Origin of the sequence: Winogradskyella sp. R77965 (assembly GCF_044594915.1) — a bacterium.
Classification (GTDB): Bacteria; Bacteroidota; Bacteroidia; order Flavobacteriales; family Flavobacteriaceae; genus Winogradskyella.
Genome location: NZ_CP138990.1, coordinates 2,525,290 through 2,548,693 on the forward strand (window position 1 = coordinate 2,525,290; position 23,404 = coordinate 2,548,693).

General features: G+C 33.1%; 19 protein-coding genes. 9 read left to right on the forward strand and 10 right to left on the reverse strand.

Features of this window, described 5'->3' with window-relative positions; translation table 11 throughout:
• Positions 1–10: 10 nt before the first annotated feature.
• Genes SJY34_RS11280 through SJY34_RS11290 form a run of 3 tightly spaced genes read right to left on the reverse strand, consistent with a single transcriptional unit; the run spans position 11 to position 2,361 of the window.
• Positions 11–406, reverse strand: coding sequence for a DUF4345 domain-containing protein (locus tag SJY34_RS11280; protein ID WP_400075697.1), 396 nt, complete (start codon positions 404–406; stop codon positions 11–13).
• A gap of 22 nt (positions 407–428) precedes the next feature.
• The gene (locus tag SJY34_RS11285; RefSeq protein ID WP_400075698.1) at positions 429–1,064 is read right to left on the reverse strand and encodes a hypothetical protein; all 636 of its coding nucleotides are present in this window, start codon (positions 1,062–1,064) and stop codon (positions 429–431) included.
• 52 nt (positions 1,065–1,116) lie between these two features.
• Positions 1,117–2,361: a M28 family peptidase gene (locus tag SJY34_RS11290; protein ID WP_400075700.1), complete on the reverse strand. Its 1,245-nt coding sequence runs from the start codon at positions 2,359–2,361 to the stop codon at positions 1,117–1,119.
• 61 nt (positions 2,362–2,422) lie between these two features.
• On the opposite strand from SJY34_RS11290, the gene SJY34_RS11295 reads away from it, so the two are divergent.
• Positions 2,423–3,532 carry a TolB family protein gene (locus tag SJY34_RS11295; RefSeq protein ID WP_400075702.1) on the forward strand — a complete coding sequence of 370 codons (1,110 nt, stop codon included), beginning with the start codon at positions 2,423–2,425 and terminating at the stop codon, positions 3,530–3,532.
• A gap of 25 nt (positions 3,533–3,557) precedes the next feature.
• Here SJY34_RS11295 and SJY34_RS11300 read toward each other — a convergent pair whose 3' ends face one another.
• The gene (locus SJY34_RS11300) at positions 3,558–5,963 is read right to left on the reverse strand and encodes a TonB-dependent receptor domain-containing protein (RefSeq protein WP_400075704.1); all 2,406 of its coding nucleotides are present in this window, start codon (positions 5,961–5,963) and stop codon (positions 3,558–3,560) included.
• A gap of 153 nt (positions 5,964–6,116) precedes the next feature.
• On the opposite strand from SJY34_RS11300, the gene lepA reads away from it, so the two are divergent.
• Positions 6,117–7,913, forward strand: coding sequence for a translation elongation factor 4 (lepA, locus tag SJY34_RS11305; RefSeq protein WP_400075706.1), 1,797 nt, complete (start codon positions 6,117–6,119; stop codon positions 7,911–7,913).
• On the opposite strand, the gene SJY34_RS11310 is transcribed toward lepA, so the two are convergent.
• On the reverse strand, positions 7,910–9,763 hold the full coding sequence (locus SJY34_RS11310) for a cation:proton antiporter (RefSeq protein WP_400075708.1): 1,854 nt from the start codon (positions 9,761–9,763) through the stop codon (positions 7,910–7,912). The genes lepA and SJY34_RS11310 overlap by 4 nt on opposite strands.
• A gap of 193 nt (positions 9,764–9,956) precedes the next feature.
• Positions 9,957–10,271, reverse strand: coding sequence for a DUF202 domain-containing protein (locus tag SJY34_RS11315; protein WP_400075710.1), 315 nt, complete (start codon positions 10,269–10,271; stop codon positions 9,957–9,959).
• A 195-nt stretch (positions 10,272–10,466) separates the two neighbouring features.
• Between SJY34_RS11315 and SJY34_RS11320 the strand changes: the two genes are divergently transcribed.
• The 4 genes from SJY34_RS11320 to SJY34_RS11335 all read left to right on the forward strand — a co-directional run bounded on the left by SJY34_RS11320 (position 10,467) and on the right by SJY34_RS11335 (position 15,902).
• Complete coding sequence (locus SJY34_RS11320) at positions 10,467–11,327, forward strand: MBL fold metallo-hydrolase (protein WP_400075712.1); 861 nt, start codon at positions 10,467–10,469, stop codon at positions 11,325–11,327.
• 18 nt (positions 11,328–11,345) lie between these two features.
• A complete protein-coding gene (locus SJY34_RS11325) occupies positions 11,346–12,950 on the forward strand; it encodes a S8 family peptidase (protein ID WP_400075714.1) in 1,605 nt (534 codons plus the stop codon).
• A gap of 2 nt (positions 12,951–12,952) precedes the next feature.
• The gene (locus SJY34_RS11330; protein ID WP_400075715.1) at positions 12,953–14,758 is read left to right on the forward strand and encodes a M1 family metallopeptidase; all 1,806 of its coding nucleotides are present in this window, start codon (positions 12,953–12,955) and stop codon (positions 14,756–14,758) included.
• A gap of 145 nt (positions 14,759–14,903) precedes the next feature.
• Entirely contained in the window at positions 14,904–15,902 is a 999-nt protein-coding gene (locus SJY34_RS11335) for a YiiG family protein (RefSeq protein WP_400075717.1), read from the forward strand.
• A 33-nt stretch (positions 15,903–15,935) separates the two neighbouring features.
• Here SJY34_RS11335 and SJY34_RS11340 read toward each other — a convergent pair whose 3' ends face one another.
• Together SJY34_RS11340 and SJY34_RS11345 are read right to left on the reverse strand one after the other, a co-directional pair.
• On the reverse strand, positions 15,936–17,117 hold the full coding sequence (locus SJY34_RS11340) for a succinylglutamate desuccinylase/aspartoacylase family protein (protein ID WP_400075719.1): 1,182 nt from the start codon (positions 17,115–17,117) through the stop codon (positions 15,936–15,938).
• The gene (locus SJY34_RS11345; RefSeq protein ID WP_400075721.1) at positions 17,117–18,967 is read right to left on the reverse strand and encodes a CBS domain-containing protein; all 1,851 of its coding nucleotides are present in this window, start codon (positions 18,965–18,967) and stop codon (positions 17,117–17,119) included. The genes SJY34_RS11340 and SJY34_RS11345 overlap by 1 nt, the downstream gene beginning before the upstream one ends.
• A gap of 141 nt (positions 18,968–19,108) precedes the next feature.
• Between SJY34_RS11345 and rnpA the strand changes: the two genes are divergently transcribed.
• The 3 genes from rnpA (at position 19,109) to SJY34_RS11360 (ending at position 22,021) form a co-directional block, all read left to right on the forward strand.
• A complete protein-coding gene (gene rnpA / locus SJY34_RS11350; RefSeq protein WP_400075723.1) occupies positions 19,109–19,486 on the forward strand; it encodes a ribonuclease P protein component in 378 nt (125 codons plus the stop codon).
• Entirely contained in the window at positions 19,483–21,117 is a 1,635-nt protein-coding gene (locus SJY34_RS11355) for a S41 family peptidase (RefSeq protein ID WP_400075725.1), read from the forward strand. Before rnpA ends, SJY34_RS11355 begins: the two co-directional genes overlap by 4 nt.
• A 70-nt stretch (positions 21,118–21,187) precedes the next feature.
• Positions 21,188–22,021 (forward strand): OmpA family protein, encoded by an 834-nt coding sequence (locus tag SJY34_RS11360; protein WP_400075727.1) that lies wholly within the window; start codon positions 21,188–21,190, stop codon positions 22,019–22,021.
• On the opposite strand, the gene SJY34_RS11365 is transcribed toward SJY34_RS11360, so the two are convergent.
• Positions 22,018–22,461 (reverse strand): GNAT family N-acetyltransferase, encoded by a 444-nt coding sequence (locus tag SJY34_RS11365; RefSeq protein WP_400075729.1) that lies wholly within the window; start codon positions 22,459–22,461, stop codon positions 22,018–22,020. The two genes, SJY34_RS11360 and SJY34_RS11365, sit on opposite strands and share 4 nt — an antisense overlap.
• A gap of 2 nt (positions 22,462–22,463) precedes the next feature.
• The gene (locus SJY34_RS11370) at positions 22,464–23,378 is read right to left on the reverse strand and encodes a cation diffusion facilitator family transporter (protein WP_400075731.1); all 915 of its coding nucleotides are present in this window, start codon (positions 23,376–23,378) and stop codon (positions 22,464–22,466) included.
• Positions 23,379–23,404 lie beyond the last annotated feature (26 nt).

Sequence of the window (23,404 nt, forward strand, 5' to 3'; positions counted from 1 at the left end):
TGATGCAAAGCTAATACTTTTTAAGGTATAAACGCTTTAAAACCCAAAGCCCGTAAAAACCTAAAACGAATTCCCCAATTATTCCGTAGATGTATGGATCGGTTGGTATTCCGTCCAAGAAAATACCTAATAATCTCCCACTTGCTAATCCCAACATGAAAATGACATTGGTCACCAAAGCCAATTTTAGATAATTAGAATTCAATATTCCTAAAATCCACAAAATTGAAAAAGATAAATACAAACCCATAATAGCCTTAAACTGATTGTGTTCATCTATGGTTTGTAATTGAATATCGAATTCTGAACTCGGGTTAAATCCATAAATAAAAGCAACAGGAACAACAATCAAAACCGAAATCACTAAATGTATTTTCTTTAGAAAACGTTTATTTTTAGTTGTCATAAAACAATATTTTAATTAAAAACTACAGATAGTTTACGTCTGCAATACCTTGTGAAAGTAATAATTCAGCACCTGTAGGGCTTGCAACAGTTCCGTAAAATGTGGCATTAAAAGAATTATTAGTACTAATTAAAGTGTTAGATGTAAAATTATTATTTCCAGGATATGAAGGAAAATAGTCCGTGTCGTTAATTCTAATTTTGAAATTTTGAAACTCGTCAATACCGACCTGTCCTTCTGGCACTTGAAAAAAAACACTGTAATTTCCACCAGAACTGATTCCTTCAACCGTAATAATACCATTTTCAAAAGTTATGATTTGAGTGGTGAAAACAGCATTAAAATCTCCAATAGTAACTCTCAATATTTCAGCAGAAATTAGACCACAATGGCCTAGCTCTTCAATAATATCTTGTAATTCACCATTAGGATCACCACATTCGGTAACTTGATTTTCTAATGCGGTTCTATAGGCAATACATGCTTGTACAATTGTAGGGTCTAAATTGTAAACACTTTCTGCATTTGACGTTATTGTCTGGGCATCACAATTTGTGTTCGTGTTTAGTTCTTCAAGCCCATCTTCATAAGGTTCGTTATCGCAAGTAAATATTATAAACGCGCTAAATAAACAGAAAAGAGCGACTATCTTTTTCATTTTAAAGCCTGACAATTTTTTAATGTAAAGATACGATTTAAATTACTTTGCATTAAAACTGTACTCGGGTGTCTATGGTCATATCACCTCGTTTAACTATAATTTCCGCCTTATCGCCCTCGTCAAAAACCGATAATGCCCTCATATAACTCATCATGTCAGTTACTGTACTATCGCCCAATTTAATTACAATATCACCTTTTTGAAGTCCTGCTGTAAATGCAGGTGTGTCTTCTCGTGTTCCATCAATACGCATACCTTTTCCATCAAATAAATAATCAGGAACTACACCAAGGCCAACCTTAAAGCGCGGTGTTTCTTCGCTTTCGTTTTTAGTTTTTCTAAACGCTAATTCTCCATTGTCATCGAGATCAGAAATGATGTTGAATATGTAGTCCGAAATAAGGTTCATTCCTTCATAATTCAATTTATCAGAATCGTCACCTGGTTTGTGGTAATCTTCATGCTGACCCGTAAAAAAATGCAATACTGGAATATCAATTAAATAAAAGGAAGTGTGGTCGCTAGGTCCAACTCCGCTTTCGTTTTCAATGAGTTTAAATTTGTCATTATTGGCCTTTAGGGTTTGCTTAAACATTGGTGACGTTCCAGTGCCATAAACTGCCAATGTACTATCCTTTTTCATTCTTCCAACCATATCCATATTTATCATATAATTGATGGACTCTGCATCAATTGTTGGGTTCTTTGAAAAATAATTAGAACCTAGTAATCCCATTTCCTCACCAGAAAATGCCATGAATAAATAGTTGTTTTTATCTTTAATTTCCGCTTGATCGTTCTTTATCTTTAATCGACTAGCAAGGTTTAATAAAACTGCCACTCCACTCGCATTATCATCTGCTCCGTTATGTACTGCTTTATCCTCTTCGCGATATAAAGAACCTTCACCACCAAAACCTAAATGATCATAGTGCGCACCAATGACTATAGTTGTTTTTGCCTTATTATCAATAAATCCAATAACATTATTACCTGTAATAGTACTATCTGCATTAGTTGTAAACTCTACCTCTTTGTGAGGATCTGTTTTGGGTTTAAAAGAAAATGATTGTAAATAACCTTCAGTTCCTTTTGGTTTTAAACCAATAGTTTCAAATCGTTTTACAAGATATTCTGAAGCTAAAATTTCTCCTTGTGTTCCTGTTTGGCGACCCTGCAGCTTATCATCGGCTAAAAAGACCACGTCTTCTTTTATTTTATTCTCGGCAACTTTAGGTTCGTTTTTACAGGCTGTTATTCCTACTAAAAGAAATAAAAAGATTAATTTTTTCATTTTGAAGTCTTATTTTTGCACAAAATTAGGCATTAAATGCCATTTATTATAATTCTTTGATATGAACAGATTAGCTTTTGCTCTTACCTTTTTAATTGTGTTTTCATCTTGTAAAAACGAGAAAAAAGAAACTTTAAATCCTGAATCAAAAACAGACATAAGTGAAGCAAGTGATTCTTTAATTTACCCAGAAGAAACTCATTTCAAATCTATAAGACAGGTTACTTTTGGTGGAGATAATGCAGAAGCTTATTGGAGTTTTGATGATAAACAATTAGTATTTCAATCTAATAATGCAAAATGGAATGTCGGTTGTGATCAAATGTTTTTAATGAATGCCAACGAAACATTTACTGATAGTATCGCTCCACCAATGATAAGTACAGGAAAAGGCAGAACTACTTGTGCTTATTTTTTACCAGACAATAAACACATTATTTATGCGTCTACGCATTTAAAGCAAGACGAATGCCCTGAAACTCCTTTAAGAAAAAACGGAAAATACATCTGGCCAATTTATGATAGCTACGATATTTTTGTTTCAGATTTAGAAGGTAACATTGTGAAGCAATTAACCAATGAAGTGGGTTACGACGCAGAACCAACCGTTTCGCCAAGAGGTGATAAGATTGTATTTACCTCAACAAGAAGTGGTGATTTAGAGTTATACACCATGAATATTGATGGTTCTGACGTAAAACAAATTACAAACGAATTAGGTTATGATGGAGGAGCGTTCTTTTCGCCAGATGGTTCTAAATTAATTTTCCGCTCATCTCGTCCAAAAACAGAACAAGAAATAAAAGAATATAAAGATTTATTAGCCGAGGGTTTGGTTGAGCCAACAGAAATGGAACTCTATATCTGTAATTCAGATGGTTCTGATTTAAGACAGTTAACCGATTTAGGTAATGCGAATTGGAGTCCATTTTTTCACCCTTCTGGAGAAAAGATTTTATTCTCTTCTAATTTTGAAGCGGAGCGTGGTTTTCCTTTTAATTTATACTTAATAGATATTGACGGAAGAAATTTAACCAGAGTTACACACGGTGAAACCTTTGATGCCTTTCCTGTTTTCTCTAACGACGGAAAGTATTTAGCATTTTCATCGAACCGAAATAATGGTGGCGGACGAGATACGAACCTCTTTATTGCTGAGTGGCAAGATTGACAAATTCCTTTGCAAAAAGGAATCTCTAGTTTAGGTCTTTAAGTCTCTCACGCTCTTCAACATCTGTAGAACGCTCATTAGTATTTAGTTTTGTGTTACCAAATTTGTAACGTAAACCAAATTTTATAAAACGATTGTCAACATCGGTATATCTTCTGCTTGACTGATTCAAGTATTTGATTCTATAGTCCTCATTTTGAAAATTAAAAATATCTTCTACTGATAAAAAAACATTCATTTTTTTATTAAAAAATGTTTTAGTGACACTAAATGAGGAAAACAATCTATCTTCAACCGTCACAAGATCTAAAACACTTTTACCAACCCAAACAAGTGATAGACTCATATCAAGGCTATTATCCTTTAATAGTGATACGTTATTACTTAACTCGCTGTAATTTGACCATTGGATTAATTTAACAAAATCATCATCGAATTTTGACTCTTCGGTGATATTAAAAAAAGAAGTGACTGCATAAATATTCCAATTATCTGTAAGGTAATAATCAAAAGCAAAATCAAAACCGTAATCTACTTTTTTGTCTAAATTCGTTGGTGTAATAGCCACAATATTAGTCTGATTATTCTGTCTTGGCAATTCTACAATATCACCATCATAATTCATATAATAAGCCTCAACCGTAAAGTGTTCCATAAAATTAGTTCCTATTTTATAATGATCTCTATATGATGGAACTAAATTAGGGTTACCAAGAATAACCATATTTTCATTTAAGAAAAACGTAAATGGGTTTAAATCCGTATAGCTCGGTCTTGTGATGCTTCGTTTGTAGCTTCCGTATAAACTTACACCTTCCGATATTTGATGTGATAAACTTGCATTCGGAAACCAGTTGAGATAATCTTGCGTGTTAGTTTCGCTCAATGTTAAAGATTCCCCTTCAATATTGGTTTGCTCGACTCTCAGCCCAAGATTTAAATCCCATTTGTCCCAAGTCTTACTGTAATTGGTGTATGCCGCAAATACGTTTTCATCATATTTAAAAACGTCTGTATTATCCGTATTCAATACTTCTGCGCCATCAATAATATCTAATCTTGTGATATCACTATCTGTTTTTACGTTTGAATATTTCAGGCCCATATCAAAATTAGAAGTTTCATCTACAGGCCAGCTGTAATCTACCTTTCCGCTAATAATATTGGTATTCAGATTAGCCAAGGTCTTAAATTCTGAATCATTAATGACTCCTGGTTCATCCTGAAACACGTTTTGGTCGCGCTCATAATCGTAAATTGTATAATGTGCGTTAAAAGAAAGGCTGGCTTTATTTTCAAAATCGTGCTTATAGATAAGATTTGTACCAATATTATATTTGTTATCCCTCGATAAATTATTTGCTGTAAAACTTGATAAAAAATTCTGATTTTCGTCAGCAATATTAGTTTTGTTTCTAATTTGATACTTAAAGTATGGCGTGTATAAACCTGTACTGGTAAGGCTTAATGTATTGTTGTCATCTATATAATAATCGAAATTAAGGTTAAGGTTATGGGTTTCTGACCATCTATTTCTATTAACGTTAGACTGCCAAATCTCTTCAATTTCATTTGAGTTATCTAAAAAGTTAACCGTGTCATCTTGATCTTTGTTAATTTTTTGATTGGTGTAACTGTAATTTACATTCAGATTAACCTTATCATTCTTAAAATAATGACTCGTCGCGGCATTATACCTAGGAAAAACACCTTGCGTATAATTTGTTTGTATGCTTCCGCGATAACCAGTTATCAGATTTTTACTCATTATAATATTAATCACTGAACCACTATCTGCATCATAACTTGCCGGAGGGTTTGTAATGACTTCAATAGACTTTATACTATTGGCAGGTGAATTTTCTAGGAGCTGCATTAACTCATCACTAGTTAATTGCACTCTGCGATTATTTATATAAACAGCTGCTGGTGCGCTTTTAATATTTATACTTCCATCGGAAACTATAACTCCGGGAGTGCTTTTTAAAACACTAAGTGTAGAACCCTCAATCAAAGCTGTGTTTTCTACATTGAAAATTAATCGGTCTGGTTTACGTGTTGTTGTAGGTTTTTTAGCAATAACGGTAACTTCACTTAAACTTTCAGGTATCTCTTTAAGCTGAATCGTTCTTAGATCTAAATTTCCACTCAACACAACTTTTTGTTCAAATTCCTCATACCCAATAAAACTTATTCTAATAAAATAGGTGGTAGAAGTCAAGACCTCTAGTTTAAATATGCCCTTTTCATCTGTTGAGGTACCTTTAAAAAACGCTTCTTCATTTTCAGCTGAGATAATCACATTCGCAAATTCTATTGGGCTACCGTTTCCATCAACTACTTTTCCTGAAATGGAGAAATCTTGAGCAAATACAGTAAGACAAAGCATAAAAAAAAATACACTTAAGTAGTATCGTAGGCGAACAATCATTAGTTTGGTTTGTATCGCAATATAAAGATTGTTTTTTACTTTATGGTGCGGTTTTACCGTAATTCATATAGGTTTTATTATGGTTTTTGATACCACAAAGCACAAGAAATCGACTATATTTGCAATCTTAAATGTAGCCTTAGAAAAAGATAAATGAAGAATATTCGCAATTTTTGCATTATTGCACATATAGACCACGGAAAAAGTACTCTAGCAGATCGCTTATTAGATTACACAGGTTCTGTTACAGCGCGTGAAAAACAAGATCAACTTTTAGATAGTATGGACTTGGAGCGTGAGCGTGGCATTACCATAAAATCCCATGCCATTCAAATGGATTATGAGTTTGAGGGTGAAAAATATGTACTCAACCTTATTGATACTCCTGGTCACGTAGATTTCTCCTATGAAGTTTCACGATCTATTGCGGCTTGCGAAGGTGCTTTGTTGATTGTTGATGCCGCTCAAAGTATACAGGCACAAACCATTTCTAATTTGTATCTAGCTTTAGAAAATGATTTAGAGATTATTCCCGTATTGAATAAGGTAGATTTACCAAGTGCAAATCCGGAAGAAGTTACAGATGATATTGTAGATCTATTAGGTTGTGATCCTGAAGAAGTGATTCATGCTAGCGGAAAAACAGGTTTTGGTGTTGACAATATCTTAAAAGCAATTATTGAACGTATTCCTGCTCCAGAAGGTAATGTAGATGAACCATTACAAGCTTTAATATTCGATTCTGTTTACAATACCTTCAGAGGGATTGAAACTTATTTTAGAGTCTTTAATGGTGAAATTAAAAAAGGACAAAAAATTAAATTTGTTGCTACTGACAAGGAATATTATGCGGACGAAGTTGGCACATTAAAATTGAATCAAGTTCCTAAACAAAGCGTAAAAGCTGGCGATGTTGGGTATTTAATTACTGGTATAAAAACAGCTAAGGAAGTCAAAGTTGGTGATACTATTACTGATTTTTCTAATCCTACCACAAATATTGTCGAAGGCTTTGAAGATGTAAAACCTATGGTATTTGCGGGTATTTACCCTGTAGACACTGAAGATTATGAGGAGCTCCGTGCATCCATGGAAAAACTACAACTAAATGATGCGTCTTTGGTCTTTCAACCCGAAAGCTCTGCGGCTTTAGGTTTTGGTTTTCGCTGTGGCTTTTTAGGAATGCTACATATGGAAATTATACAAGAACGCTTAGAGCGCGAATTTGATATGACCGTTATCACAACTGTTCCCAACGTATCATATCATGCCTATACTAATAAGGAACCAGATGTAGCTTTTGAAGTTAATAATCCTAGTGATTTACCTGAACCCACAACTGTCAATCGTGTTGAAGAACCTTATATAAAAGCTACTATTATTACAAAAGCTGATTTTGTCGGTAACGTAATGAGTTTGTGTATTGAAAAACGTGGTATGATTATTAACCAGACGTATTTAACAACAGAACGTGTGGAGTTAATCTTTGAAATGCCATTAGCGGAAATTGTTTTCGATTTTTATGATCGCTTAAAAACAGTTTCGAAAGGATATGCTTCTTTTGATTACTCGCCAATCGGTATGAAAGTCTCTAAGTTAGTGCGCTTAGACGTACTACTAAATTCACAACCTGTAGATGCGCTTTCGGCTTTAATTCATGCAGATAACGCACAACACATTGGTAAAAAAATGTGCGAAAAATTGAAAGAGTTAATTCCTCGTCAGCAATTTGATATTCCTATCCAAGCCGCAATTGGTGCAAAGATAATTTCTAGAGAAACCGTAAAAGCGCTTCGTAAAGACGTTACGGCAAAATGTTATGGTGGCGATATTTCGCGAAAACGTAAACTACTCGAAAAGCAGAAAAAAGGGAAAAAACGTATGCGACAGGTCGGTAATGTTGAAATACCTCAACAAGCCTTTATGGCTGTCTTGAAGTTGAATGATTAATCTTCACCAGCAACCTCTTCAACATCAAAGGGTTTCCCTAAGTAAACGAGTTTAAAGGATTCACCGATTTCTCCAACATCAGTATTGTAAGAAGATATAATATGAAGTTCGCCCTCATCATCTTTCAAAAATAAAGGAATTATATCTCTATCTTTATTTGTAATCTCAATAAGGCTATCGTAATGTGCTTTATCATCAACATCTATTTCTTGTATTGAAGGAAATTTTCGGGTAACTTCATTTAACGTTTGATAATCATCTGTATGAGAAAACAGACCTTCCTTTGGGTTATCCTCAAGATTACCCATTTCGCTTGTTGTAACCAATCTAAACGAACCATTTTCACCAAATTGCTTGCTAAACTTATTAATAGCGTATTTATTAATATCGGAATTGCCTGTCATCGCCATTAAATAGCCAACATCATTCAATTCTATATTATCTGATAGTGTTTCAGAATATATATTAGTACTTAAAGCCTCAATACCTAACTCTTTAGCTTTATCTATGTTATTTTGGTTACTGTCTATAAGAACAACATGTCTGCCATTAGATTCAAGATAATGACCCAATAAGCGAGATACTTTAGAAGCTCCCACTATTAATATGCCGTTAGATTTGGTTAAAAACACGCCAACCATTTTAGCAAATAAACGCGCAGTTGTTGCATTTAGTAAAACGGTGCCAAGAACTATCATAAAAACCAAAGGTGTAATATATTCCGCACCTTCTACTCCTTGTTTTAGTAGTTTACTACCGAAAAGTGAAGCAATACCAGCAGCTACTATACCTCTAGGACCAACCCAACTAATAAAAAGTTTTTCGTTAAGATTCAGTTTTGAACCGTTGGTACTTACAAATACTGCTAATGGTCTAATAACAAATACTACGATCGCAAAAAGTACCGCTGTTTTCCATGTATAAAGCAACATTAAATCTTCTATATTTATGTTTGCGGCTAGTAAAATAAATAAAATAGAAATTAGTAAAACACTCAAAGATTCTTTGAAATATAGCAACTCCTTTAGGTTGTCTAATTTACTGTTTCCTAAAACCATTCCCATTACTACAACTGCTAATAAACCAGATTCGTGGGCAAAAATTTCTGACTCAACGAAAACCAAAAGAACAACCGATAATGAAACGACATTTAGTAAGTAGTGAGGAATCAATTTTTTGTTAATAGCAAAAGCCAACGCGTGTGCAAATGTAAATCCGAATGTGGTTCCGAAAAGCACAATTTTACCAAACTCTATAAGTGCTGTTTTGGTAAAGCCACTGTCTCCACCAACGCTAATAAATTCAAATACCAGTACTGCAACTAAAGCTCCAATCGGATCAATTAGAATACCTTCCCATTTTAATACGGCAGAAATATCTTTTTTTAACGGAATGTTTCTTAAAATTGGTGTTATTACAGTGGGTCCCGTAACAATGATAAGTCCTGAAAACAAAAATGATAAATCCCAACTAAGTTCAAAAATATAGTGTGCCACAATGCCTGCACCAAAAAATGTAATAGCAGAACCTAGAGTAATAAGTTTTGTAATAACCGGGCCAACATTTTTTATTTCTGCACGCTTTAGGGTTAAGCCTCCTTCAAAAAGAATGATGCTAATAGCTAATGAAACAAAATAGTATAAAGCTTCACCTGGAAAAAGTCCTTTCTTTAGCTTCTCATTCCAAATGGGCTCTATCCACTTGGTACCGTCTTCGCTTAGAAACTCTGAAGCAATAGGCCCAACCAAAAGCCCAATTAAAATTAAAGGTAAAATGGCTGGAATTTTTAATTTCCAAGCCACCCATTGTGCTAATATTCCTAAGATTATGATTCCTGCTAATTCTAACATCTATCTACTTTTCCGTGAAAATACTAAATAAATATAATTTTTAGAGAACGGTTAAGGGTTTTATGGTTTTCGTTTTTAAAAACATATTAATTCTCGAAACACAACAACAAAATACTAAAAGCAAGATTGTCATTTGTTATTTAGTTTGGGTACCATTCAGTTTCGGTAAAATTAAAATGTATTGCGATTAAAACTATTTGTCCTTTCCCTGTGATTCAACATTATAATAAAGCGTCTTTAGACTTCTTTTTAATATTGTAAACCTATAAACACCGATAATGAAAAATACTACGCAAAATACCATTCCAGTAAGTGCTAAATATTCAAAATTAGCAAACTCTTTAAGTTGATATAAAGCAATACTTCCAAGCAATAAATATAATGATGATCTTACATAAGACAAAAGTGTGCGTTCATTTGCCAGTCGCGTACGTTCAATTGCTAAGTAATCTCTCAAAATAACTTTTTGATCTGGTTTAAAATCACGTCCGAACCTCAGCAATTTCATTTTCTTGATTTTTAACGGTGATTTTTTTATTTGTTTCATCAGTAGTTCAATTTATCTTTACATAAATGTAATTATTTTATAGTGAGTTTAAAACTGTATATCTTGTATTTGTTAAAAATCCTGTAATTAATGATGACTAACAACACTTTGTTTTAATGCTTTTAGTAATTTGCGAGACTTTGAAAATCTTTGCTAATGCAACTATATCCAATTAATTCTGGAAACTTTAAGCTTGATGGTGGAGCCATGTTTGGTGTGGTTCCAAAATCATTGTGGACAAGAACTAATCCTGCAGACAACAACAATATGATTGATATTGCGGCACGCTGTTTGTTGATTGAAGATGGCAATCGTCTGATTTTAATTGATACAGGAATGGGCAATAAACAAAGTGATAAATTTTATGGCTATTATTTTCTTTGGGGAAATGATAGCATAGACAAATCACTTGCGTCTTACGGTTTTCATAGAGATGATATAACAGACGTATTTATGACACATCTTCATTTTGACCATTGTGGAGGAAGTATTCAATGGAATAAAGATAGAACAGGTTATGAGCCCGCATTTAGAAATGCTCACTTCTGGAGCAATTCAGACCATTGGAAATGGGCAACAGAGCCTAATAGACGCGAAGTTGCTTCGTTTTTAAAAGAAAATATTTTGCCGATGGAAGACAGTGGGCAGTTGAAATTTACATCGCTTCCAGAAAAACTTATATTAAAAAACTCTGAATTAGGGTTTGATATTTTCTTTGCTAATGGTCATACCGACAAACAAATGATCCCTATGATTAAATACAAGGGTAAAACCATTTGTTTTATGGCAGACTTGTTGCCAACCGCAGGTCATTTACCGTTGCCATTTGTAATGGGATATGATACAAGACCTTTGCTTACCTTAGACGAAAAAGAGTTATTTTTGAATCTGGCAGCAGATAATAATTATTATTTATTTTTAGAGCATGATGCTCATAACGAAATTATAACTGTTCAGCACACAGAAAAAGGTGTGCGTCTTAACGAAACACATACTTGTAAAACACTATTTAACTAAAGAATAAAATACAAACACATGAAATTTAATTACAAATCAATAGCAAGCTTAAGTTTCGCTGCAACATTATTTGTTGCTTGTGGATCAACAGCAAATATCCTTTCTACACCTATTGAAAATATAGATACGTCACCACTAAAGGTCACAGAACTAACTGAAGCAGAAAAGAATAATTGGGGACATTTGGATCTTGAAAAAGACACTATTCCTGGGATGGCCGTGGACAGAGCTTACTCTGAACTTATAAAAAATAAAAAGGGAAGTAAAGTTATTGTTGCGGTAATTGACTCTGGGATTGATATTGATCATGAAGATTTGGATGATGTTATCTGGACTAATAAAGATGAAATTCCTAACAACGGAAAAGATGATGATAATAATGGCTACGTAGATGATATACACGGCTGGAATTTTCTTGGCGATGCTTATGATGAGCAATTAGAATATGTAAGAATTCTTTCGAGTGGAGACACTTCTAACCCTCGATATGCTGAGGCCCAATCTACATATGATTCTGAATATCAATTATGGACAGGTCGTAAAACACAATATGACCAAATTGCTCAGGTTATAAAAAACGCAGATGAAACGCTTGCTGGACATCTTGGTAAAAAAGATTACACAATTAAAGAAGTTAATGCTATAAAAACAGAAGATCAGACACTGCTTCAGGCTGTTCAAATTGCACAACAAGTAAATGCTAACGGCTCAACTTTAGCTGAAGCCACTAAAGAAATTAATGGTATTGTGGTACAAATCAATGAACGTTTAAACTTTAACCTTAATAAAAACTTTTCTGGTCGTAAGACAGGTGATGACATTAATAACCTTTCAGATATTGGTTATGGCAACGGAAATGTTAAGCCTGTAAAGAAAGATGAATCACATGGAACGCATGTTGCTGGTATTATTGCCGCAGAACGCAACAATGGTAAAGGGGCTAATGGTGTTGCTAATAATGTTGAAATTATGGCCATTAGAACAGTTCCTAATGGAGATGAGTACGACAAAGATGTGGCTTTAGCAATTAGATATGCTGTAGATAATGGTGCAAAAGTGATTAATGGAAGTTTTGGGAAATCTTTTTCTCCACATGCAAATTGGGTAAGAGATGCTATTAAATACGCATCAGATAATGATGTGATTTTTGTTCATGCAGCTGGAAATGATAGTAAAAATGTGGACACAGAGCCTAATTTTCCTGATGATAATGTAAATTATGTCGAAGTATCTGATACTTATATAAGAGTAGGTTCTTTAACTTCTAAATATGGTTCTAAAATGGTGTCTAGTTTTTCTAATTACGGTAATAAAAACGTAGATGTTTTTGCACCAGGATCTGAAATTTATTCTACAGTGCCAGAAAATGAATACGAGCCTATCAGCGGAACTTCAATGGCGGCTCCTGGAGTTGCTGGTATCGCAGCTCTAATTCGCTCGCAATATCCTAATTTAACAGCAGCGCAAGTAAAACAAGTTATTTTAGATTCTGGACTACCATTAACAACGAAGGTTGTTGTTGGTGGAGATGCTTCAAACGTTAAACCGTTTTCAGAATTATCTAAATCCGGTAAAATTGCGAATGCTTACAATGCCTTAATCATGGCTTCAAAACTAAAATAAACATGAAAAATTTTCTTTTAAGTCTTTCTGTTTTTGCTCTAATCTTTTCTTGTGGAGCAACGGAAAAACCGATCAAAAATACTAATACCAAAACTCAAGCAAAAGATTCTTACTGGCAACAGCACGTGGATTACAGTATGGAAATTGATATGGATGTCAATAACTTTCAATATCAAGGAAAACAAAAGCTGATTTATACTAATAATTCACCAGATGTATTGAACAGAGTTTATTACCACTTGTATTTTAATGCGTTTCAACCTGGTAGTGAAATGGATGTGCGCTCACGCACCATTGCAGATCCCAGTCCTAAAATTGGTGACCGTATCAGTAAGCTTCAGCCCAATGAAATAGGCTATATAAGGGTAAATTCCCTAAAACAAAACGGAAAAACCATTTCTCACGAAACCGTTGGAACTATTTTAGAAGTGAAATTAGACCAACCTATTCAACCAGGTGAAAGTGTAACTTTTGATATGGATTTTAACGCTCAGGTTCCTGTTCAAATTCGACGTTCTGGGAGGAACAACCAAGAAGGCGTTGCATTGTCAATGACACAATGGTACCCAAAACTAGCTGAGTATGATGATGAAGGTTGGCATGCTGATCCTTATATAGCTAGAGAGTTTCATGGTGTTTGGGGAGATTTTGATGTAAAACTGACTATCGATAAAAATTATGTGGTTGGTGGCACAGGTTACCAACAGGGTGAACCCAAGGTTAAATCTGGAAAGAAAACCATTCATTTTAAGGCTCCAAAAGTTCATGATTTTACTTGGGCTGCAGATCCAGATTTTATTCATGATACAATCAAGGTCCCAGATGGCCCAATGCTTCACTTTTATTATAAAAAAGATTTAGAGCAAAAATATCTTGACAATTGGAAAAATTTACAGCCAGAAACAGTAAAACTAATGCAATTTTTTAGTGAACAGGTGGGTAAGTATCCTTACGAACAATATTCAGTTATTCAAGGTGGTGATGGAGGAATGGAGTATGCGATGAGCACTTTAATAACAGGTAAGCGTAGTTTTGGTAGTTTGGTTGGTGTAACAGCACATGAGTTGGCTCATACTTGGTTTCAATTTTTACTGGCGACCAATGAGGCTAAACACGAGTGGATGGACGAAGGGTTTACAAGTTATATTTCGGCTTTAGCCATGAATGATCTAAGAGAAGAAAAAAGAGATAATCCTTTGGTTGGTTCTTATAGAGGTTATATTGGTTTAGCAAACTCTGGCGCAGAACAACCTTTAACCACACACGCAGATCGTTACACTTATAACCGAGCATATGGTGCCGCTGCATATAGTAAAGGGGCTGTTTTTATAGCACAATTAGGCTATATTATTGGTGAAGACAACTTGAAAAAGACCATTAAAAAATATTACGATGACTTTTCTTTTAAGCATCCTAAGCCTATGGATATTGTTCGTACTGCAGAACGTATTACGGACTTAGAACTAGATTGGTATCTTATAGATTTTGCACAAACCACAAATACCATCGATTATGGTGTAAAAGCGGTTGAGGGGAAAACTATAACCTTAGAACGCATTGGCTTAATGCCAATGCCTATAGATCTTTCTGTAACATATGCAGATGGTTCTACCGAAGAATTTTATATTCCTCTACAAATGATACGTGGCGAAAAACCAACCTCAGCAACTATAATTAATGATTGGGCTTGGGCAATGCCTACCTATACTTTTGAAGCTAATAAAACTGTAAAATCTATAGAAATTGATAGTTCTCAGATGATGGCCGATGTTAAACGTGAAAATAACACCTTCTTAGTTACAGAATAAAATATAGCTCCTTAACATAAAAAACGCTTCTGAATCAGAAGCGTTTTTTTATCCCTGAATTACGGGTAATAAACTTTACTGCAAACAGCCTAAACACCCTATCGAAATTAAATTAATTTTACACCATAATCTAAACCATAAAAAAATGAAAAAAATAATTCAATTATCAGTTTTAATAATATTTACATTAATGTTGGGATGTGGAGATGATAAAAAATCTAATTTAAATAATGGATCTGGAGAGCTTAGTTCTGAGACCTTAGATAAGTTTGAAACTAAAGAGTTTGTAGATAAATACAATGCATACATAGGCTTTGGAAACCGATTTGATAAAAATGTTGTTAGCTCTTACGATCGTTATTTCAAATGGGCAGATAGGGAGGAAGGACCTTCATCAAAAAGTAAAAGAATTGGTGGTGTTTCAAAACTATATGATGGAGAATTAAAAAAATTAGAAAAAGCTATTGAACAAGACCCTGAAATTGAAGAAGTAGACGACCTAATGAAAGTTGTTTTAAAAGATGCTAATGCTCTCCATGACGTCATTGCAAAAGCAGATTCTTATTATCAAAAACAAGATTACAAAGATGATGATTTTGCTAAAGGAAAAGATTTACACAAGGAACTTGTTGTAGCTTATGACAACTACTTTAACAGTTACGATGCTATGTATGCGAATTTTAGAGTGTTACAAAGTAGTCTTAAAGAGTTTGAAGCCAATAAATATAAAGAAAACGGTGAATTAATAAGATATAATCTTATGATGGAACTTAACAAGGCAGATGACATTTTTATGCTTATTGGAAATTTAGATAGTGAAGGCTTAAAGAAAATAGATCTAGAAGAATTTAAAACAAAATTATCTGCGTTTAGAGCTGTACATGACGACTTGGAAAAACTAAACGGTGATGAAGCTCAAAAAACTAAAGAATTTGGAGAGGTTAGCATGGCAAAAAGCACATTGCCAAGTTTTATAAGGGAAGGAAATTCTTTTATACGAGAGTGTAGAAATTTGCAAGAGCGTATAGAAAAAAATGACTTTGATTATGGCATTGTGCATCCAAACATTCCTGCTAATGGTTCGCCATTAAAACTTAGAAAAGTATATGGTGATCTGGTAACTAACTATAATAGAATGAATTAAAAGGGTCTGTCTTTCCAAGCTCTAAAATAATATCTAATACCACCCTTCATTTTTATACATCTCATTTTTAGAAACACGCTCCCTATTGTATAATAGTAAGTGTGTTTTGTCTATTTGCTTGTTTCTATAACCAAACAAATGAAAAATAGATTTAGCCATAAAACGCGTAACATTTAAATTGGCTTTTAAAATGCCCTTCTCCTTATTATACCAGCTAATTCCTGGTAATAAAGTTAGCAAAACATCTGCTCCGGTATTTCTGAGCAATTCCGAGAGTTTTAGAAAAAAGCGTGGTATAGGTCTTATGATAAAAAAGCCGTCATTCCCAGATTTTTGATACAATGGCATAAACAATTTGGCTGTATAATCTGAATAAATTTTATTCCCATCAGTTATAGCAAGCAATGTGCCTTTTTTAATATTTTGAAAACTCTCAAAGCCATTTTTCATTACAAAATCTTCTTTGGGTTTTATATGGTATTTGTAAATAACCTCGAATATTGAAGACACATTATTAGAGGCTTTTGCAAGTTTCTTTTCATGACTCCCTGTGTTATTGGTTTTAAGATTTCCTGCATATTTAAGCGCTAAATGTATAAAGGCTTCACAGTTTGTAACTGCACTTGGATCTGTGTGTTGACCAGATTCAAATCCTAAAGATACATAACCTAAGGTGTTGAGATAACTTAATAAAGGGCCGTCTAAATATTCTTCAATACCTAATACAATTGGCACTGGAAAACAGCTTGAAAACTTTCTATTAATTAGAGCGTCATTAATGGTAATAAAAGGAAGAGACTTGCTGGATGTGGTGTGTAAGTCTATAAAATATAAAGGTGTTTTGACCCTGTCTATTAGCTGTGTAATGAATTCAAATAACTCTTCCTGCTCTAGGTCTTCATCTTTAAGTTCTACTATACATTTTATTGTTTTTAATTGTCTTAATGTCCACATCCTATTAAGATCAGACGCTAAAAAGCGTTTGTTTTCTTTAAGCGCCTTTATGTTTCCGTAAACACCATAAATTTCACCATTAACGTCCTTTGGGCTTATTGTTTTTAAAACATTATTTAAAGCCTTAACGCCTGCATGCTCATTACCATGAATGCCTGCGAAAAACACCATGGTTACACCTGGCTTTATACCTTTTATATGATGGAAAACCCGATTTGGTGTGTCAATCCGTTGCTTATGTAGTTTAAGGCTGGTTTGCATTACTTTAGTAGATCTCGAGAAGTTAAAATACCCAATAGTTCATTGTTTCTAACCACAGGTAAACAGTTAATTTTATTGGTCTTCATAATTCGTTCTGCCTCTTTTAATGGAGCTTCTTGTGATATTGTAATTAACTTCCTTGTCATTACATCTTTCACACATAAATGTAATTCCTTATCACCAAGTTTTATTAAATCTGTCCATGTCAATAGGCCTGTTAATTCTTTATGTTTGTTTATGACTGGTAAATGATGGATGTTTTTCCATTTCATAATATTACTCACCAATTCTAAACTATCCTTTTGGTCTACTAAAAGCATTTTTGTATTCATATTGTGTTTAACAATGCGACTGACGTCTATCTTTAAATTTTCATCAGGATTAAATAATTCCCATTCATCAACCGTTTTATCTTTAAATTGATGCTTATACATATAAGCGGAAATATTTTGCAAAGCTTCAAAATTTGTTTTTGTTTTTTGAAGATTCCTATAATTATCAACCATCCACTGAGACCCATTTTTAGAGTTAACTCGTTTTCTAATTATTGAGAGATATTTATCGATATCACCTTTGTCTATGTTAGCATTTATCAATCCTTTTTCTGCAATTGGTAAAAATTCATCGATAATCAATGTTTTCGGAGATATAAGTTGGTTATTCCATTTAAATTGAGTTTCCATTCCATTTCTTGCTGCCTTAAAAAAATTGTTCTTTATATCCTTAAAGTCCATTTGCTCATGAATCTTTTTGTATTTCTTTGGTTGACCAAGCATTAAACCTACCCAAAAAACCATATTGGCAATTTCATCGGTAAGTGTTGGTCCGGAAGGAATATAACGACATTCAATTCTCAGGTGTGGCTTTCCTGCGCCGACACCATAACAAACACGATTCCACTTATAAACCGTGCCATTATGCAATTGCAGTGCTCTAAGTTTAGGAATCTCTCCTTTTTCCAATTTTTCTAAACTATCATCGTGCTCATTTGAAGTTAAAAGGCTTCTAAATCTTGAAATATGGTCTCTAAAAATATCTGTTACAGTACCCTTTTCCCAGTCCGCACCAAAACTTACGCGCGACTGTTTTTCGTTATGTATGAAAGAATTTCTTCGGGTATCAATGCTTTGCGTAAAAAGTGCTATTCTTGTTTCAGCCCATAATTCTCTTCCAAATAAAATGGGTGAATTTGCACAACTACTTAAAACGGGACCAGAAATAGCTTGTGCCCAATTATATTTATCTACAAACTCATCCGGGTTAATCTGCAAGTGTGTTTGAAAACTTGTATTACAAGCTTCTAACATTACGCAATCATGTATAAGATTTAATTCATCAACCCCTTTTATGTGAATATTAAAATCCTCTCTTCTCGATGATTTTAACGCATTGTTAAGTACATGATATCTTGCCTTATCTGTCATATAATCATCCTTAATATGCTTCAATCTCAAAGTAGGTAAAATGCCTGTTAGTACAATTTTTGAATTCTTATTTTTTGCGGCTTCTAATGCTTTTTCTAGAAGTTCTTTAAATTGAAGGTGTAATTGAGAAAAACAGTTGCCTCTTAATTCTAAAGGATCGGAATTAATTTCGAGATTATATTTTCCAATTTCGGTCGTAAAATGGTCGTCATTTATAGCTTCTAAAACCTCAATGCTATTGTTATTTGGAAAAAAGTCTTTTTTAGTAACGCAAAACTCTTGCTCTGCACCAATTCTAATTGGTTCTTTTTCAATTAACCCTCTTTTTAGCATCGTGTCTAGGGCTTCAAGATCTTTTATAAGATGATGTATATATAATGCTTTATCTTTAGGGCTTTTAAGTTGTTTAACGTCTAAATGTCCCATATTTACTATAAAGTAATGGTTAATCTATGTAAGGTACTATTTGTTAAAGATTTAAAGTATGACTTTTATCATAATGATTATCTAATGGTGTTTTGATAAAGTAAAATACTATTCTAAATTTACACCTTCTAAGAACATAAAATGTCATTTAAATACGGTAAAAAAGATAAGTTAAAAAGTAAAAAACACATTGAACAACTGTTTAATGAGGGGAAAGCGATTACAGTGTATCCTTTGCGGCTCATTTACCTTAAAACTGAATTTAAAGATGATAGTAACTTAAAAACTGGTGTTTCTGTAAGCAAACGACTTCATAAAACTGCAGTTTCAAGAAATAGAATAAAGCGCATATTAAGAGAAGCTTATAGGCTCAATAAACCCCTATACTTTAACAATAGTTCTACATCTTATGCGTTTATGATTTTGTACCTTAGTAAAGATGGAACAACTTTTGATAAAATAAACACCAGTATAAAATTGTTGTTTGAGAAATTTATCCACAAAACTTCTGAAAAATGAAAAAACTATTACATAAAAAGATTGCTATTCCTGCTATAGCAATTCTTATATTCTTTAGCACTACAGCTTTTAAAAATGATTTCTTTGAAATAGCTAAGCAAATAGAAATCTTTACAACACTGTTCAAAGAAATAAACATGAACTATGTTGATGACACAAATCCAGGTGATTTAATGGATACAGCTATAAAAAGTATGCTAGACGATTTAGATCCTTACACCCAGTTTTATAATGAACAAGATGTTGAAGCCGCTAGAATTAATAATGCTGGAGACTACACAGGAATTGGAGCAAAGGTCTTAACTTTAAAAGATAAATTAGTCATTGTAGAACCTTACAAGAATTATGCTGCAGATAAAGCTGGGTTAAAAGCAGGTGACGAAATTATAAAAGTAGATAAAGTAACCGTAGCTGATTTTAAAGATGATGCGGCAAATTTATTACAAGGTGCTGCAGGTACTGAAGTTACCGTAACGTATAAGAGACAAGGAAAAACCAATACGGTTAAAATAACAAGAGAGTCGCTCGACATAAAAGCTGTGCCACATTATTCCATGGTGGACGATAAAACGGGTTACATAGTCCTAAGAAAATTTAATAATAAAGCATCTTCAGAAACTATAAGTGCCCTTAGAGCATTAAAAAACCAAGGAGCAACGCAATTAATTTTAGATCTTAGAGGTAATCCTGGTGGTTTGCTAAATGAAGCGGTTAATGTCACTAATATTTTTGTACCTCAAAACCAATTAGTAGTAACTACTAAATCTAAAGTTAAAAAATACAATAAAACCTATTATACGAAACGCGACCCAATAGATACTGAAATACCTTTAGTGGTATTGGTGGATGGAAGCAGTGCTTCTGCTAGCGAAATTGTTTCTGGTGCATTACAAGATGTGGATAGAGCTGTTGTGGTTGGTACACGTAGTTTTGGTAAAGGCTTAGTACAAAGACCAAAGCCTTTGACTTATGGTACACAAATGAAAATTACGATTTCAAGATATTATACTCCTTCTGGTCGCTGTATTCAAGCATTAGATTATTGGAATAGAGATGAAAACGGAAAAGCAACAAGAACAAAACAAGAAAATTACACAGCTTTCAAAACTAGAAACGGAAGAGATGTATTTGATGGTGGTGGCGTACAACCAGATGTTGAAGTCCAATTTTCTAAGCAAACACCTATATCAAAAGCTATTTTAAACGAAAATTTAGTGTTCAACTTTGCAACAAATTATTATTATAACAATAAGGTTGAGGACTTGAAGGGTTTTGAACTTAGTGATTCAGACTTTAAAAAGTTTAAAACTTATCTAAAGACGACTGGTTTTAATTTTGAAACAAAAACAGAAAAAGCCCTACAAGAAGCCATAGACGTTGCAAAGGAAGAAGAATTGGACGGAATTGTAAATTCAGAATACAATAATCTAATTACAGCTTTAAAAAATTATAAGTCTAATGCTATAAATGAAAATAAAGCACTACTAAAATCATTAATTACTGACGAGATCATTAAGCGTTACTTTTACGGTGAAGGCCTGTATACGTATTACACAGTTAATAATGCTGAGATTAAAAAAGCATTGAATATCCTCAATAATCCATCGCAATATGCAAGTATTTTGAGATAAGAATTATTTTTTTTTATATTTATCACCACATAAATTTTCTATTGGCAAGAAAATTGATATAAAATTACACATGAAAGCCCTACTTCTTTTTTTATGCTTTAGTTTCCAATTCGCTTTTTCTCAGGAAGAGTTGAAACACGAAGTGTATTTTGATACTGATAAACACGACATTCCCGAAACAGAACACAGTAGATTATTGCTCTTTTTATCTGAAATAGAAAATATGGATATTGAAAAAATTTCTATATATGGATTTTGTGATGATAGAGGAAGCGATAACTATAATCTAGTACTTTCTCAACAACGTGCGGATGCTATTAAATCTGTATTTTCTAACAATGAATTTGACGAGTCTGTAATTACTAACGTTGATGGTAAAGGTGAAATCTTGTTAAATATTGTACATGAAGAAAATTTAAACAAAATTAGAGGCTTAAACCGAAAAGTTGAAATTATAGTAAAGCCAGTGTTTCCTCCTAAACCAAAAGAGGTTAAGGAAAATAAAACTGAAAGCTTATTAAAAGGAGATTTAGAAGAAGGAGATAAGGTTTTACTAGATAATTTATTGTTTAGAACAGGATATAGTTACTTAACCAAAGATTCTAAACCTGTTCTTGATAAAATTGCAAATATATTAGCAGAACGCACAAATATTTACTTTACTATAGAAGGGCATGTATGCTGTACTCAAGGAGAAAGAGATGCTATAGATCGTAAAACAAAAAAAAGAAACTTATCAGTAGCGCGCGCAAAATATATCTACGATTACCTTGTTAAAAAAGGTGTAAGACCTTACAGAATGAAATTTGTAGGTATGCGTCGTAAAGAACCCTTAGGCGGTGCACCAGAATTAGATAGACGAGTGGAGATTTTAGTTACTAAAGTTTATAAAAAATCTGACTAAGACTTTAACATTGCCACATGCGGAATACCATCTTCTAAGTACTCCTCACCTACTTCTTTAAATTCTAAATTATTGTAAAAACGTTTTAAATATGTTTGCGCAGAAATCTTAATTTTTGATTGATTATAATGATTTTTAACAGCCTCTATTGATGCTTTCATTATATCGTATCCATATTTGTGCTGTCTTTGATTCTCTTTTACCACCACTCTACCAATACTAGCTTCTTTAAAATAATCACCTGGTTGAAATACTCGGGTATAAGCCACTAATTCTAGCTCTTTATATCCTAAAATATGAAGTGCTTTTTGATCTTTTCTATCAATATCCTGATAGACACAATCTTGCTCTACCACAAAAACTTCACTTCTTAGTTGAAGCAAATCATAGAGTTGTTGCGTACTTAATTCTTTAAATGTTTTTACTTCTATTTTCAACATATTTAATCTTGTACTATTACATCTTTAGCATCACACTTACCAAATTCTGGTTGAATATTTATATGGTTAATTTCAAATTTATGATAAAGAAGTTCTTCTATTTCGTTTAAGATAGTGTCAAATTCTGAAAGCGTAATATCTGTTTCAAAATCTACATGTGCTTCAAAATGAATTTCAGCTTCATTTAATTGCCAAACATGTATATGATGTACATTTTTAATGGCTTTAATGTTATTTATTTCTTTTACAATTTCATCAACAGGAATATCGTCTGGTGTAAACAACATCAATACTTTTGTGGACTCTTTTAGTAAATCAAAACCCATCCATATGAGATAAATTGCTATTGCAAAAGTCAGTACACTATCTATCCACCATATCTGATAAAACTTCATTAATAAACCACCAATCAAAACAGCCACACTTGCCATCATATCAGTAAGTAAATGAAGATAGGCGCTTTTCATATTCATATTATCTTCAGCATTTTGCTTTAATAATAAAACACTGAAACCATTTCCTAATATCGCGATTACAGATAGCCAAATCACTAAATTAGATTCTATTTCTTGCGGATCTTTAAAACGTTCTACAGCTTCAATAATAAGAAGTATAGCAACAATAATTAAAGTAGATGCATTAATAAAAGCTGCTAAAATCTCAGCACGTTTATAACCAAAAGTACGACGTAAAGATGCCTTTTGTTTTACTAATTTATTAGCTATATAACTGATAATTAAAGATATAACATCACTAAAATTATGAAGTGCATCACTAAGTAAAGCTAAACTACCAGATATTAAACCACCTATAACTTGAGCAGCTGTAATAGCAATATTTAAAAGTATGGAGATTAAAAGATTTCGACCATTTAGATCGTGAGAATGGGAGTGATTATGATTATGCGAATGACCCATTTTTTTAAATCCCTGTCTGATCGAGC